We start from the raw sequence: 17167 nt of genomic DNA on the forward strand, positions 1-17167 counted from the left end.
TAGCGCGTGAGCATTACCCGGCCTGAAGGCTGATTAGCCTTTGGCTTTCGCCACAGAGACCATCGCGGCGCGGATGGTACGTCCGTTCAGGGTATAGCCTTTCTGCATTACCATCAGCACATTACCGGCAGCAACGTCGTCGGACTCTACCATTGCAATTGCCTGGTGCACGTTCGGGTCCATCGGCACATCGATATCCGCAACCACCTGTACACCAAACTTCGCCACGACATCCAGCATTGACTTACGGGTCAGCTCAATACCTTCAACCATCGCCGCCATAGCGTCATTATCTTTATCCGCCACTTCCAACGCGCGGTCCAGGCTATCCAGCACCGGCAGCAGTTCGTTGACGAATTTTTCCAGCGCAAACTTATGCGCTTTTTCTACGTCCAGTTCGGTACGACGACGCAGGTTTTCCATTTCCGCTTTGATACGCAACACGCTGTCGCGCTCGCGAGTTTCGGCCTCAGCAAGCTGAGCTTCCAGATTCGCAATTTTTTCATCGCGCGGATCCACCTGCTCAGCAGAAGCGTCTGATTCAACCGCCTCAACTTCTTCGTGCTGATCCATGATAATTTCTTCCGGGGCTTGCCCCTCAGGCGTTTTCTGTTCTTTACTACTCATGAATTTCTCCGCGTTTTTTTCGCATTCATCTCGCTAACTTGGCTTATTATGGGGATCAGATTCAGGGATTCAAGGGAAGTACTCACATTGTCACTAATCTTCGTTACAAGGACCTCGAGAAAATGAACAAACATTTCAAGTGTATTGGCATTGTGGGGCATCCACGTCACCCCACTGCACTGACCACACATGAAATGCTCTACCGTTGGCTGTGCACCAAAGGTTATGAGGTTATCGTTGAGCAACAAATCGCCCACGAACTGCAGCTGAAAAATGTGAAAACCGGCACGCTCGCAGAGATTGGCCAACAGGCAGACCTCGCCGTGGTAGTCGGCGGCGACGGCAATATGCTGGGCGCCGCACGCACCCTGGCACGTTATGACATCAAGGTAATTGGCATTAACCGCGGCAACCTCGGTTTTTTGACCGACCTTGACCCAGACAATGCCCAACAACAGTTAGCTGACGTGCTGGAAGGCCACTACATCAGCGAAAAGCGCTTTTTACTCGAAGCTCAGGTGTGTCAACAGGATTGCCAGAAGCGCATTAGCACTGCCATCAATGAAGTTGTGCTGCACCCCGGGAAAGTGGCGCACATGATTGAATTTGAAGTCTATATCGATGAAATTTTTGCCTTCTCCCAACGTTCAGATGGGCTGATTATCTCGACGCCGACCGGCTCTACCGCCTACTCGCTCTCAGCCGGAGGCCCAATTCTGACGCCTTCTCTGGATGCCATTACGCTGGTACCCATGTTTCCGCATACACTTTCCGCGCGACCGCTGGTGATCAACAGTAGCAGCACCATTCGCCTGCGCTTTTCCCATCGCCGTAACGATCTGGAAATCAGCTGTGACAGCCAAATCGCCCTACCTATACAGGAAGGTGAAGACGTATTGATTCGCCGCTGTGATTATCATCTGAACCTGATACATCCAAAAGATTACAGCTATTTCAACACATTAAGCACTAAGCTTGGTTGGTCAAAAAAATTATTCTAATTTAACGCCAACCTCTTTACTGTATAAAAAACCAGTTTATACTGTATGAAATCACAGTCATGGTTTTTCATACAGGAAAACAGCTATGTTGGCACAACTGACCATCAGCAATTTTGCTATCGTTCGTGAACTTGAGATCGATTTCCAGAACGGAATGACCGTTATCACCGGTGAGACCGGTGCGGGTAAGTCCATTGCCATTGATGCTCTCGGTTTGTGTCTGGGCGGACGAGCAGACGCAGACATGGTGCGTGCAGGCGCCATGCGAGCCGACCTCTGCGCCCGTTTTGCCTTAAAAGATACCCCCGCAGCCCTGCGCTGGCTGGAAGAGAACCAGCTTGAGGAAGGCCGTGAGTGTTTGCTGCGTCGCGTTATCAGCAGCGATGGCCGCTCCCGTGGGTTTATTAACGGAACCGCTGTTCCGTTATCGCAGTTGCGCGAGCTGGGCCAGTTACTTATTCAAATCCATGGCCAGCATGCGCATCAGCTCCTGACAAAATCAGAACACCAAAAATCCCTGCTTGATGGTTACGCCAATGAAGCGTCTCTGACCCAGGAAATGGCTGCGCGCTACCAACTATGGCACCAAAGTTGTCGTGACCTGGCGCATCATCAGCAACAAAGCCTGGAACGCGCAGCCCGGGCGGAATTGTTGCAATACCAGTTAAAGGAACTGAACGAATTCAATCCGCAGCCGGGTGAGTTTGAGCAAATTGATGAAGAGTACAAGCGCCTGGCTAACAGTGGGCAATTGCTCACCACCAGCCAACAGGCGCTGGCTATCCTGGCTGATGGTGAAGACATCAATCTGCAAAGCCAACTGTACACCGCAAAACACCTGGTCACTGAACTGGCAGGCATGGACGGCAAACTTTCAGGTATTCTGGATATGCTGGAAGAGGCCACCATCCAGCTCAGCGAAGCCAGCGACGAGCTGCGCCACTATTGCGATCGTCTGGATTTAGACCCTAACCGCTTGTTCGAACTCGAACAGCGTATCTCCAGGCAAATCTCGTTGGCGCGTAAGCATCATGTTGCCCCTGAAGTGCTGCCACAGTTCTATCAGTCGTTGCTGGATGAACAACAGCAACTGGACGATCAGGCCGACTCGCTCGAAACCTTAACCCTGGCAGTGAACAATCACCACCTGCAGGCGCTGGAAACGGCAAAAATGCTGCACCAACAGCGTCAGCATTATGCGCAGGAACTGGGACAACTTATTACAGAGAGCATGCATGCTCTCTCGATGCCGCACGGTGTCTTTTGCATTGATGTGAAATTTGAGGAGCACCATCTGAGCGCAGACGGTGCCGATCGCGTAGAGTTTAAAGTGACCACTAACCCAGGTCAGCCGTTACAGCCAATTGCGAAAGTCGCTTCCGGCGGGGAACTGTCACGTATTGCGCTGGCTATTCAGGTCATTACAGCACGTAAGATGGAAACGCCTGCGCTAATTTTCGATGAGGTGGATGTTGGTATCAGCGGCCCGACGGCTGCGGTAGTGGGTAAAATGTTGCGACAGTTGGGCGAGTCAACGCAGGTAATGTGTGTTACTCACCTGCCGCAGGTTGCTGGCTGTGGTCATCAACATTTCTATGTCAGCAAAGAAACAGATGGCGCGATGACGGAAACACACATGCAGCCGCTTGATAAACGCGCTCGCCTGCAGGAATTAGCCCGTCTACTTGGCGGTAGCGAAGTGACGCGCAATACCCTCGCAAATGCAAAAGAACTGCTGGCGGCATAAACTTTTTTACCTTGTGAAGGTCTGAGTTCAACATAAAATCGCCGACCGACCCGACAGCAAAAGGTTTTAAAGTGGTGAAAGGTCTATTATCATCGGCATATTACATATGAGCCGCGTACTGCTCGGGCCCGAAAAGGAATCAAATCACTATGCGCTGTAAAACGCTGACTGCTGCTGCAGCAGTACTACTGATGTTGACTGCAGGCTGTTCCACTCTGGAGCGAGTGGTTTACCGCCCTGACATCAACCAGGGAAATTATCTGACACCTACCGATGTCGCTAAAGTGCGCACGGGTATGACGCAACAGCAGGTTGCTTATGCTCTGGGTACACCAATGATGTCCGATCCTTTTGGCACTAACACCTGGTTTTATGTGTTCCGTCAGCAACCTGGACATGAAGGCGTAACCCAGCAAACGCTGACGCTGACCTTTAACAGCAGCGGCGTATTGACCAACATTGATAACAAACCCGCTTTGACCGATAACAAGTAGGTTTGAGAGATCAAAAAAAGGTGCTCAATGAGCACCTTTTTTATTGTTTGTTACTTTTTAGCGGATTTCTCTGCTCGCTGTCTGCGCAGCTCTTTTGGGTCAGCAATCAGTGGCCGGTAAATTTCCACCCGATCGCCGTCATGCAGAACATCAGCAAGCTTTACCGGACGGCTGTAGATACCCACTTTATTTTTACTGAGATCGATATCGGTACGTAATTCCAGCAGCCCGGAAGCGCGGATAGCCTCTTCCACCGTTGCGCCCTGCTGCAGCGTTACGCGCTGTAAATACTGTTTCTCGGGTAGCGCGTACGCCACTTCAACGACAATTTTAGCCGACGCTGACACTGTAAACCTCTTTCGCGCGAACCGTGAAGGCCTGCACCATATTTGAAGCCAGTTCTTTAAAGATACGGCCAAACGCCAGCTCGATTAACTTATTGGTGAACTCAAAATCAAGGTGGAATTCAATACGACACGCTTCATGACTCAGTGGCGTAAACTTCCAGCCGCCAATCAGCTTCTTGAACGGCCCATCGACCAGATGCATCAGAATGCTCTGATTACTGGTCAGTTGGTTGCGCGTGGTGAACGTTTTGCTGATCCCTGCTTTCGAGACATCCACAGCGGCCGTCATTTGTCCCGGAGTCGACTCCAGTACGCGGCTACCGGTGCAACCCGGCAAAAACTGAGGATAGGACTTAACATCATTCACTAGCTGATACATCTGTTCCGCACTGTAGGGTACTAAAGCGGTCCGGCTAATCTGAGGCATAACAATTCCCATCAATATCAATCACACAAATAATACCATTTATCACCCGCTAAAAAAAACGCTATAGCCTAACTCGTGCTAAGATAGCGCCTTGCGCCCCGCTGGATGAAATGGGGTGTTTTTCGATTCCAGATTACCTATACTGAGCGGCATTATGACGAAGAAAAAAGCACACAAACCTGGCTCAGCCACAATCGCGCTAAACAAGCGCGCACGACACGAATACTTTATTGAAGAAGAGTTCGAAGCAGGACTCGCCCTGCAAGGTTGGGAAGTCAAATCCCTGCGCGCGGGTAAAGCCAACATCGGCGACAGCTATGTCATACTCAAAGACGGCGAAGCGTTCCTGTTTGGCGCCAACTTCACGCCAATGGCGGTGGCCTCAACACACGTGGTATGCGACCCCACTCGGACCCGTAAACTGTTGTTAAACCAGCGTGAACTCGACTCCCTGTATGGTCGTATGAATCGTGATGGTTATACCGTCGTTGCGCTTTCGTTGTACTGGAAGAATGCCTGGTGCAAAGTGAAAATTGGCGTTGCGAAAGGTAAGAAACAGCACGACAAGCGCTCTGATGTGAAAGAACGCGAATGGCAGTTAGATAAAGCGCGTATCATGAAAAATGCTGGCCGCTAAACGCTACTCCCCTGTGACCAGTCTCCCCTCCTGAGACTGGTTCTTATTTTTTAGTTATCGAAACTCACACAATACATTCACCGCGTTTATAGTTTATTTATGCTGAATCGTTCAGATATGAAATAACCCCCCTGTCATTACCGTAGCGGTCTATAGTCCAATAATATAAAAGTTCAAGACCATAGCATTCATATTTCCATTTATTGAATAACACTATTATTACTGTTGTTTATTATATTGATGTTTATTTCAATAAAAACAAACCCATTTAAATACAATTATTTACCATAAAAACAACCATTAAAAGCAAACTGGAAAGTATCCTTTTCAAATGACTAATTACTTTTTTAATATGGATAAGTTGCAGAATACTTTCTTTCTGACTATATCATCTAATACGAAAGAACTATTCAGCCGAAAGGGCCCGGACGTATTTAATCAATAAACTAACATCTATGTGACCTAATCAATGAAATTACATGTGTAAATTCATCTTTATGATGAACGGAGCCCCTGTCTGCTCATTTTCCCAGCGCGCTGTTGCGGATTAATACTCCCGGCATGCCATCAGGAGTGAACATATGCGTCTACTCGCCGTTGTATCAAAATTAACAGGCGTTTCCACAAATGTTGAAGCCTCTGAAGTTACGCTCAGTTCACCTTCTATCGTGAAACTGTCTGTGTCGCGTGAGGAGGTGAGTCAACTCACGCGCGTTAATCAGGATCTGGTTGTCACACTCCGCTCAGGTGAAACCATCACTATTAAAAATTTCTACCTCGGAAAAGGTGAAGCGCAAAACCAACTTGTTCTGGAGGACAGTAATGGCGCACTGTGGTGGGTTCAGGATACTGACGGAGCATTCCATTTCCAGCACCTGGACGATCTCACACCGCTGATGACGGCCGAAGGCAGTCATGAAGGCGGCGCCGTCTGGCCGTGGGTTCTTGGCGGGATCGCTGTCGCTGGCGGGATTGGCCTCGCTGCGGGTGGTGGTGGTGGCGGCGGTGGGAGCGATAATAACGCTGGGAACGGTAATGCCGGGAACGGGAACGGCAATGGCAACGGCGGCAACGGCGGCAACGGCGAAGGTAACGGTAACGGTAACGGTAATGGTGACGGTGACGGTGACGGTGACGGCGGCACACCGCCAACGACAACCCCTAACAGGCCTGACGTACCCGTTATCACCAGCATAATCGATAACCAGGAGCTGATTACTGGCCCTGTCAATCAGCAGGAATCCACCAACGATAATACGCCGACACTCCAGGGCACCGGCCCCGCGAATGCCACATTACATATTTTTGATAACGGCGTCGAAATAGGCCAGGTCACAATCGATGCCAACGGCAACTGGTCGTTTACGCCATCCTCTCCTCTGGCAGACGGCACACACCAGTTTACCGTCAGCGCTTCAAACGGTGCTGGCAGCAGCGGCATGTCGGACAGTTGGGAAATTATTGTCGATTCGCTTGCCCCCGACGCCCCCGTGGTCACTCAGGAAACCGACAATGTCGGTTCCATTACCGGCTTTATCGCCAATAACGGCGTAACCGACGATGCCACGCCGACGCTCACTGGTACAGGCGAAGTAGGTAGTTTCATCAGCATTTCTGATAACGGCATTCTGATCGGCATGGCCCGGGTGGATGACAATGGGAACTGGACATTTACACCGGACATTCCGCTCAGCGATGGTGTTCACAATCTGACGCTGACGCAAACTGACGCCGCGGGTAACGTGAGCGCGGAAACGCGTGTGCCGACATTCACCGTTGATACCACCCCGCCTGCAGCCGCAGTCATTTCCTCCGTTAATCCGGAAGGTACAACGGTAACCGGTAGCGCTGAGGCGGGAAGCCTGGTCATTATCATCGGCAGTAATAATCAGGTTTTGGGTTCAACAACGGTCGGTCAAACCGGCAATTTCTCCATCGCGATTTCGCCCTCACAGACGCACGGTGAAGCGCTGATCGCGAAAATTCAGGACCAGGCAGGCAACATCGGGCCAGATACCTCTTTCAAGGCCACCAACTCTGGCTACCCGGGCGTGCCCGTTATCGTCAGCATAATGGATGATTTTGCACCCTCAACCGGACCATTGAGCAATAATCAGGCCACCAACGACCAAACGCCTACGCTCTCAGGTACCGCAGACGCCAACAGCACGGTTAACATTTATAACAATGGGGTGTTTGTCATAAGCGTGCTAGCTGATGCCAGCGGCAACTGGACCTGGACCTCCAACACCAATTTGCAGGACGGCTTATACGCCTTCACCGCCACGGCGACCAACCACCTGGGTACGGGAGGAACGTCACCAGCGTTCAATATCAACATCGACACCCAGCCACCGTCGCCACCTGATGATCTCAACGTATCTGCGGATGGGACTGTCGTCACCGGAACGACCGAACCAGGCAATACCGTGGTTATCACCGGCAGTGGCGGAACTCAGATCGGCAGCGGCGTCGCCGGAACGGACGGCTCATTTACCATCACCATTAACCCACCACAGACCAATGGCGAAACCATTGAAGCCATCGCAACCGATCCGGCAGGAAACCCAAGCCTGCCTGAAACAGCGCTTGCACCAGACATTACCGCGCCACAGCCCCCAACAAACCTGCTAGTTAATGGCACTGGCGACCAGGTCACCGGCAAGGCCGAACCCAACAGTACGGTCAATATTCTGGATCCAGATGGCAATATCATTGGTACGGCAACTGCCGATACGGATGGGGATTTCACCGCAACGCTGGTTCCGCCGCAAACCAACGGCGAGACCCTTACGGCAAATGCGACCGACACCGCAGGTAACAAGGGCGACAACGCCTCTGTCACCGCACCGGACACCACCGCACCTGATGCGCCAACCGGCGTCACCGTCGCCGGAGACGGCGGTTCTGTAAGCGGACATGCTGAAGCGGGAAGCACCGTTACCGTTAAAGACAGCAACGGTAACCAGATTGGCATAGGCCAGGCTGACAGCGGCGGCAATTTCACCGTGTCTATAGGGCCGTCGCAAAAGAACGGCGAAACGGTAAACGTCACCGCAACGGACAGCAGCAATAACGAGAGTCAGCCTACCTCCGCGTTGGCTCCGGATATCACTGCACCAAACCAGCCAGTTATTATTGCCGTTACTGATGATGTTGACGATTTCACTGGCCCCATCAATAACAATGGGTTAACCAACGACGATAAACCGAAAATTGAAGGCATCGCCGAAGCAGGTTCGCGGGTCAAAATTTATGATAATGGCACCCTGCTTGCGACCGTTAACGCTGATAACAACGGTAACTGGAACTATACGCCCACCGCAGCACTAAGCCAGGGCGCGCACGTATTTACGGTGACGGCAACAGACGCTGCCAACAACACCAGCAGCGCCGCCAGTTGGAAAATTATTGTCGATAGCATCGCCCCAACCGTTCCAGTAATAACGTTGGTTAACGATGATGTTGGCAGCATTACGGGCAACGTTGCAAATAACGGTTGGGTCACCAACGATAACACGCCAACCCTCTCGGGTACCGGTGAACCAGGTTCACTGGTGAGCCTGTACGATGGCAGTCTGTTGATGACGGTTATTCTTGTCGACAGTTCAGGCACCTGGAGCTATACCGTTCCGGGAAATCAGGTGCTCAGCGATCGCACTCATCAGTTTACGGTATCGGCAACCGATGCCGCCGGTAATGTCATCACCTCACCCACGGTGGTCAGCGTTACCGTAGATACTCAACCGCCAGGCGATCCTGTCATTTTGGTTGCCACCGACGACGTTGGGAATGCGCCGATCGATCTGCCTTCCGGAAGCCGTTCAAACGATACCTTACCAGAGCTGAAAGGAACCGGAATAGCCGGTTCTACAATTACCCTCTATGAGGGTTCCACGCCAATTGGCAGCACAACGGTTTTACCCGCCGGCACCTGGAGTATTCAACTCAGCCAACCGCTCAGTGAAGGCGCACACAATTTATCCGCTATCGCCACGGACGCTGCAGGCAACGCCAGCAATGCCGGGAACTTTACGCTGACGATTGATACCACCCCACCAGTTGCCCCGGTTATCAGCTCCGCAGAAGGTCTTATTGGGACAAATCTACAAACGCTGAGTAACGGCAGCAGTACCAAGAGCTCGAATCCCGAACTCTCCGGAACCGGCGAACCCGGCGCGAAGATTACGATTTATGATAATGGCGGTTCTATTGGCACCGTCACCGTACAGCCAGACGGCACCTGGACATTTACCCCAACCTCACTCGCCGACGGGCCGCATAAATTTACCGCCACGGCGACTGACTTTGCAGGCAACACGGGGATCCCGTCGGCAAGCTTTACTCTGACAGTAGACAATACGCCTCCCGCACAACCAGCCGCGCCAATCATTACCGACGATGTGGCTCCGGTAACGGGTGTGGTCACTAATGGCAACACCAATGACACCACGCCAACCTTTAGCGGCACGGGGAACGTCGGGGATCTGATTACCCTCTATCTTGCTGGTACTCCCCCATTGCAGGGAACAGCAACAGTAGGTGCAGACGGTACCTGGAGCTTCACTCCGTCAGCACCGATTGTTCCTGGTAGTTATCAGGTAACTCTCACCGCAACCGATCCAGCAGGCAACGTCAGCCTGCCATCTAACGCCATAACACTGAACATCGACACGACGCCGTCTGCACCACCGGTGATTAGCGCCGCCAACGATAATGTCGGTGACGCCACGGGCGACCTTGCGCCAGATGCCGTGACTGATGACACCACGCCAACCATTCGCGGTACTGGCACAGACGGGGATACCATCACCCTGTATAACGGGGGGACGGTAATCGGTACTACAACGGTGGCTGGCGGAACCTGGAGTATTACGCCAGGGACTGCGCTGGCGAACGGAAGCTACACGTTAAGCGCCACCGCAACCGATCCGGCAGGTAACATCAGCGACAATTCAAACAGCATTTCGTTTACGGTTAACAACACGAAGCTGACGTTGCCGCAGGTAACGGATATTCAGGATAACGTTGGAATCTTTACCGGTTCGCTAACCAGTGGCAGCGTCACGGACGATACCACCCCGACCATTAGCGGGACCGGCACACCGGGCAGTACAGTGTTAATTTTCGATGGCAATAATCCCGTCGCAATTGCTACGGCTACGGTTGCTGCTAACGGCACCTGGAGTGTGGATGTTCCCCTCACGCCGAACGTCACTCACACACTGACGTTCGGCGCCGTGGATGCCGCAGGTAACTCACTGGCTGCAGATAACCCGCTGACGTTGATTGTCGATACCCAGCCGCCTGCAACGCCTACGGTTACCAGCGTAGATCCTAACGGGACGCTGGTAAGCGGTACGGCCGAAGAAGGCAGCACCGTGATTATTCGCAGCGGTAACACCATTCTCGGCCAGGGGGTGGCAGACGGTTCTGGTAACTTTGCTGTCACCATTTCGCCAGCGCAAACAACCGGTCAGGCGCTCAATGCCATCGCTCAGGACCCCGCCGGAAATCAAAGCGACCCTACAACGTTTAACGCCGCTACCTCCAGCGTTCCGCATCCACCGACTCTTGAGATCGTTGATGACATCGCGCCCATCATGGGGGTGATTGGCAACGGTAAAACCACCAACGACACCTTACCGCTGCTGCAAGGGACGGCCACTGCTGGGGCATCGGTGACTATCTATCAAAATGGCGCATCCATCGCCACGGTAACCGCCGATGCCGTGTCTGGCGCATGGAGTTATCAGCTACCCACTGCGCTGACTAACGGCATAACCTATAACTTCACGGTTTCACAAACGGTGGACGGTACCCCAAGTGGTCTGTCGCCCAACTACGCAATCACCATCGACACTACGCCCCCGCAGGTGCCAACTATCACCAGCATTATTGACGATATTGCCCCTGGCACCGGATCGTTGGATAAAGGGCAAATTACCAACGATTCACGCCCGACGTTTAACGGAACCGGCGAAGCGGGGGCAACCATCACCCTTTACGATAATGGCATCGCTTATGCCACTACCACGGTAAACAGCAACGGATTCTGGAGTTTTACCCCGACCGCTCCGCTGGGAGAAGGCGACCATATCTTTACCGCTCGCGCAACAGATGCCGCAGGCAACCAGGGAGATCCATCCGGTGATTTCCAGATCATTGTCGATACCCTGGTGCCGAATGCCCCCTCTATTGTGACAGTCACGGACAACGTTGGTGCGATTCAGACCCTGACCTCCGGGCAGTTGACCAACGATAATACTCCAACGCTTGCTGGCGTTACCGAGGCGGATTCGCTTGTTACCATCCGCGATAACGGGGCGGTCATCGGCACAAGCATCAGCGATGAAAACGGCAACTGGAGCTTTACGCCTGCGCCTGCCCTCGGTGAAGGCAGCCACTCGCTGACTGCCACTGTCACAGATGGCGCGGGCAATATCAGCCCGGCAACGCCGCCGTTTGTGGTTGTCGTCGACACGCTGCCGCCAGCGGCACCGACCATTACCTCCGTAATTGACGATCAGCCTGGCAATACAGCGCTGACCAACGGACAACTGACAAACGATGCGCAGCCTACGCTGAACGGCAAAGGCGAGATCGGTACCATCATCACGATCCGTGATAACGGCGTCGCCATCGGTACAGCGCAGGTGGACGAGTCAGGCAACTGGCGCTTCACACCGGATGCACCGCTGGGACAGGGACAACATATATTCACCACCGTTGCCACCGATCAGGCAGGTAACTCCGGCGGAGTATCATCATCGTTTACTATTGAGCTGGACTCAGTTGCCCCGTCAATCCCGGTCATCAGCTCAGTTCAGGACAGCACCGCACCGACAACAGGCCCGATAACCAACGGGCAGACCACGAATGAATCCCGTCCGGCCCTGAGCGGCACCGGTGAAATTGGCGCGACCATAACCGTCCTGAGCGATGGTCAGCCCATCGGCACCACCACCGTTGGGGCAAACGGCACCTGGAGCTTAACCCCAACGGATGCACTCAGTAACGGCCCGCATACGCTGACCGTCACCGCCACCGACAGCGCCGGTAATACCAGCCAGCCATCCAATAGCTTCACGCTTATCGTGGATACCGTGTTGCCTGGTACGCCAGCGATTACTCAGGTTGCAGATGATGTCGGCCCGCTGATCGGTAATCTGAACAACGGTCAGGCCACGAACGATCCACTCCCGACGCTTAGCGGCACGGCTGAAGCCAATTCCACGGTAAGAGTTTACGATAACGGATCGTTTATCGGCTTTACCTCAGCGGATGGCACGGGCGCCTGGAGCTTCACGCCAGGAACCGAGCTTGGCAACGGTAACCACGCGCTGACAGTGACAGCCACCGACGCTGCCGGAAACGTCAGCCTCACGTCCGCTGGATTTAACATCGTTGTTGATACCGTCGCCCCGCTTGCGCCAACGATTATCCAGGCTTTTGATGACGTGCTGCCGGGAACCGGAACGCTGTCGAGCGGGGCCTTTACCAACGACACCCGTCCCGTACTCAACGGCTCAGCGGAAGCCGGTGCCCGAGTAGCCATCTACGATAATGGCACGCTGCTGGCAACGGTAACTGCGGCGATAGACGGCACCTGGGAATATCTGCCTGCCGCGCTGGGTAACGGTCAGCATGTGTTTACCGCTATCGCCACCGATGCGGCCGGAAACGTAAGTCCCACCTCCGGCGGGTTTATTATTAATGTCGACACCATTGCGCCATCCGCCCCGCTGCTGGTCTCAGTGGTGGATGATATCGCAGGCGGCGTGTTCAATGCGGCGCTCAACAACGGACAACTGACCAACGATGCGCGCCCGACGCTGAACGGTACCGCCGAGGCAGGCAGCACCGTCAGCATCTATGATGGAAGCACCCTGCTGGGTACGGCGCTGGTGCAAAGTAATAACAGTTGGTCGTTTACCCCAACTACGCCGCTGACGAATGGATCGCACACCTTCACCGTCACCGCGACAGATGCGGCTGGCAACACCAGCAGTGCGACGGCAGGCTTTAGCGTGGTGGTCGACACCACAGCGCCGACGCAGCCTTCAATCAGCAGCATTATTGACGACGTCGGGCCAAACACCGGGGCGATTGGCGCTAATCAGCCAACCAACGACGCACGCCCAACGTTAAACGGCACCACAGAAGCCAACGCGCGGGTCGATATTTACGATAACGGCAGCTTTGTCATCAGCGTGACGGCGGACGGCAGCGGTAACTGGAGTTACACCCCAACCACCGCGCTGGCACAAGGTACCCACTCCTTTACCATCACCGCAACGGACAGTTCGGGTAATACCAGTGGCATATCATCTGCGGCAGCGATCGTGGTCGATACCGTCGCCCCGGGCATTCCTACAGGGCTGGCGGTAAACGCCAACGGTACCACGCTCACCGGCGTTGCCGAGCCAAACAGCACGGTCATTATTACCTCCAGCGGTGGAACGGTGCTCGGCACGGCAACCGCCAACGCCTCCGGTAATTTCACCTTCACGCTGAACCCACCGCAAATCAGTGGGCAAACGCTGCAAGTCAGCGCCCAGGATGCCGCAGGCAACATTGGCACGGCGGGTAACGTTCTGGCACCGTTTACTGGCGTACCGCCTGCGCCGGTTATTGCCAGCGTACTTGATGACGTCGGTACGATCACGGGGCCCGTCGCCCCCGGTAAAACAACCAATGATACGCTGCCAACGCTCAACGGAACGGCGCAGGCTAACGCCGTCGTCAGCCTGTACAACAACGGCGTGCTAATGGGCACCACGACCGCAGACGGTAACGGGATCTGGAGCTTTACCCCATCCGGGGCGCTCAGCGAAGGTAACCACGCGTTTACCGCCACTGCAACAAACGCCAACGGCGCAAGCGGGTTGTCCAGCTCGTTCAGCGTGATTGTGGACACCACGCCACCGACCGCGCCAACGATACTGATCAGCGCCGATGGCGGCACCGTCAGCGGCGTCGCCGAAGCGGGAAGCACGGTCACTATCTCCCTGCCCGGCGGCACCAGCGTGACGGCAATCGCCAACAGCAGCGGTGTCTACAGCGTCAACCTGCCGGTTCGCCAGATTGAAGGCCAGTCGCTGTCCGCCACGGCGACCGATGCAGCGGGCAATACCTCATCGCCGACAAGCGCTATCGCACCGGTATTGCCACTGCTGGCTGAAGACAACGTCACCAGTCTGCCGCTGCAAACCGATGTTATCGTCAGCACCGATCATCAAAGCGATTATGGTTTCCTGCTGGTTAATGCGTTGGGGAATGTCGCCAACGTGCTGGGGAACGATACGGCAAGCGTTAATTTCAGCATCGCTTCTGGCGGCAGTGGGTCCATTACGATCAATGCCGCCGCGACCGGCGTGGTGCTGTCACTGCTAAACACGCTTGAAGTCGTTATCCAGCGCTTTGACACCGGGCTGAATGCCTGGGTAACAGTGGTGGATACCGGGAAACCAGACTTCGCCAGCCTGCTAACCCTGGGCGCCTCGGGCGTAACGCTCAATTACGGCGGACTGACAGGCGGTGATTACCGCGTGGTCAGTTACAACACCAACCTGCTGGCGACCGGCGCATACACCAGCCTTGATGTCTCGGTGGTGAAAGCCAGCGCAGGGACCATCATCGGCGGTACCACGGAATCCGGGAACATCATCACGGATACCGATCCCGCCAACGGGCAGGATAATGCGCCTTCCGGCACGCTGGTCACCGCCATCACCGACGGTAACGGCAACGTCGTGAATATCCCGGCGGGCGGCATTGATGTGCAGGGGAAATACGGCATCCTGCATATCAATCAGAACGGTAGCTACACCTATACCCTGACCAATACGTCAATCTCGGTGTATGGGCGTTCCGAAAGCTTCACCTACACGCTGACGCATGGCAGCGATCACTCCTCGGCAAAACTGGTGGTAACGCTCGGTCAGGCCCCAACCACCAGCACGGTAACCGCGGCAGACGATGCAGCAGTGCTGACTTACGGAACGCAAGTCATCGCGGTTGACCACTTGCCTTCACAACAAACCGGCTTCACGCTCGCCAGCGTCGGACTCGGCAATGTGCTGGACGTCAGTCTGGTCAACGGTCTGACTAACCCGATTAAGTTTAACGTTGACGATGGCGCAACCCGCACGCTGACCGTACAGGCGAATGTTCTCGGCGTGACGCTTGGCGGCTTCGATCTCTATGTTTATCGCTTCAACGAGTCAATTCAGCAGTATGAGCAGTACCGGGTACAGCCAAACTGGGTCACTGCCCTACTGGGCGGAAGTTCGTCAGCGTATACCATTACGCTACCGGGTGGCGATTATCTGTTCCTGCTTAACGCTTCCGGCGGCCTAACGCTGCTGACCAGCTATACCCTGAATATTCAGGCGGATCACACCTACGCCGTCGACAGCCTGAGTGCGACAACCAATGGCAATCTGCTGGTCAACGACTCGGCTCCGGCCAATACCGTTATCACCGAAGTAAACGGTATCGTCGTTAACGGGACGGGCACTACCACTATTAATGGGCAGTACGGCACGCTGACTATCGATGCGAAGGGGAACTACACCTACACGCTAAGAAGCGGACTGGGTGCAGACGGTATCAACACCCCGGACAGCTTCGTGTATAAGGTCAGAGCACCAAACGGCGATACCGGCAGCGCCTCGCTGAATATCAAACCAACGCCGCAGCCGCTGGACGCCGTAAATGACGTCAGCAGCACAATGACGGTAAGTACCGTTCAGGATTCTGCTGCATACGGAAGCGGCGCGCTGGGAACAGCGACAATTCCGACGCTTGGGAACAAAGCAACCGGTACAGGTTCGTTTGATATCGCGACAAATGACGTACTGAAAAGCGCCACGCTCAACTTCAACATCGGCACGCTTATCACCGTCGGTACGCTGGGCATTGCCTGGACAATCACCGGTCCCGACGGATTCTCGCTTTCTGGCTCTGTACCCGCCAGTTCCATCAGCCTGTTAGGCAGTTCAATTGCCATTTCGCTGGGTAATGCCGAGCTGGCCGCAGGCCATTACAACATCAGCTTCACCGGAACAATGGGAGGACTGGCAGTTGGCAACGTCAGCATTACGCCAAACGTCACGGGCACGACATGGCACCTCAATACCTATGACGTTAACGCCACCACGGTGAATGGCAATATTTTTGATGGCAGTGATGCCGCCGGCGCGCACGATCAGCTCTCAACCGTCCATACCCAGCTCACCGTCACCGGCTTTAACGGCAGTACTGCCACCCTCAATCCGGCCAGCAGCGCCAGTAGCGCAATAATTCAGGGTCATTATGGATCACTGACCATGAACCTGGATGGCTCATACATCTACACGCTGAAGCCGGGTGCAACCGTAGCATCGATCACCAGCAAAGAGACCTTTACCTATACGCTTAACGACCAAAACGGGCATACGGACACCGCTACGCTGACCATCAATATGAATCCGCAGATGGTAAGCACCGCACAGCATGAGGTGATCACCGGATCGGTCTACGGCGATACGCTGATTTATCACCTGCTCAACGCCAACGACGCTACCGGCGGCAACATTAGCAATGGCGCTACCGACAACTGGACCAACTTCTCGCTGGCCCAGGGCGACAAAATCGATATCGGCGACCTGCTGGTGGGCTGGAACGGGCAGAACGCTACGCTCGGCAACTACCTCACCGTGACCACCAGCGGTAACAACACGGTGATTGCTATCGACCGCGACGGTACGGGCAACACTTATCACTCAACCAATCTCATAACGCTGGAGAACGTACACACCACGCTCGATGAGCTGGTGCAACAAAATCACATTGTGCCCTGAAGCTAACGCATAACGTTAAAGTGCCATAACTACAGCCCCGG

At 54.3% G+C, this 17167-nt stretch carries 8 protein-coding genes; 5 read left to right on the forward strand and 3 right to left on the reverse strand.

Features of this window, described 5'->3' with window-relative positions:
- Positions 1-33: 33 nt before the first annotated feature.
- On the reverse strand, positions 34-627 hold the full coding sequence (grpE, locus tag OGV65_RS09585; RefSeq protein ID WP_003031221.1) for a nucleotide exchange factor GrpE: 594 nt from the start codon (positions 625-627) through the stop codon (positions 34-36).
- A 122-nt stretch (positions 628-749) separates the two neighbouring features.
- On the opposite strand from grpE, the gene nadK reads away from it, so the two are divergent.
- The 3 genes from nadK (at position 750) to bamE (ending at position 3869) form a co-directional block, all read left to right on the forward strand.
- Positions 750-1628, forward strand: coding sequence for an NAD(+) kinase (gene nadK, locus OGV65_RS09590; RefSeq protein ID WP_016154073.1), 879 nt, complete (start codon positions 750-752; stop codon positions 1626-1628).
- 85 nt (positions 1629-1713) lie between these two features.
- The gene (recN, locus tag OGV65_RS09595) at positions 1714-3375 is read left to right on the forward strand and encodes a DNA repair protein RecN (protein ID WP_019077416.1); all 1662 of its coding nucleotides are present in this window, start codon (positions 1714-1716) and stop codon (positions 3373-3375) included.
- A gap of 149 nt (positions 3376-3524) precedes the next feature.
- A complete protein-coding gene (gene bamE, locus OGV65_RS09600; RefSeq protein WP_003826401.1) occupies positions 3525-3869 on the forward strand; it encodes an outer membrane protein assembly factor BamE in 345 nt (114 codons plus the stop codon).
- A 50-nt stretch (positions 3870-3919) separates the two neighbouring features.
- On the opposite strand, the gene OGV65_RS09605 is transcribed toward bamE, so the two are convergent.
- Both OGV65_RS09605 and ratA read right to left on the reverse strand, forming a co-directional pair.
- The gene (locus OGV65_RS09605; RefSeq protein WP_003839823.1) at positions 3920-4216 is read right to left on the reverse strand and encodes an RnfH family protein; all 297 of its coding nucleotides are present in this window, start codon (positions 4214-4216) and stop codon (positions 3920-3922) included.
- Positions 4200-4643, reverse strand: coding sequence for a type II toxin-antitoxin system toxin RatA (gene ratA / locus OGV65_RS09610; RefSeq protein WP_003031213.1), 444 nt, complete (start codon positions 4641-4643; stop codon positions 4200-4202). The genes OGV65_RS09605 and ratA overlap by 17 nt, the downstream gene beginning before the upstream one ends.
- Positions 4644-4797: 154 nt before the next feature.
- Here ratA and smpB point away from each other — a divergent pair, with 154 nt between their 5' ends.
- Both smpB and OGV65_RS09620 read left to right on the forward strand, forming a co-directional pair.
- On the forward strand, positions 4798-5280 hold the full coding sequence (smpB, locus tag OGV65_RS09615; RefSeq protein WP_003031211.1) for an SsrA-binding protein SmpB: 483 nt from the start codon (positions 4798-4800) through the stop codon (positions 5278-5280).
- A 581-nt stretch (positions 5281-5861) separates the two neighbouring features.
- A complete protein-coding gene (locus OGV65_RS09620) occupies positions 5862-17126 on the forward strand; it encodes a BapA/Bap/LapF family large adhesin (RefSeq protein ID WP_286454890.1) in 11265 nt (3754 codons plus the stop codon).
- Positions 17127-17167 lie beyond the last annotated feature (41 nt).

This window comes from Citrobacter sp. Cb004 (assembly GCF_030337065.1).
GTDB classification, from domain to species: domain Bacteria; phylum Pseudomonadota; class Gammaproteobacteria; order Enterobacterales; family Enterobacteriaceae; genus Citrobacter; species Citrobacter braakii.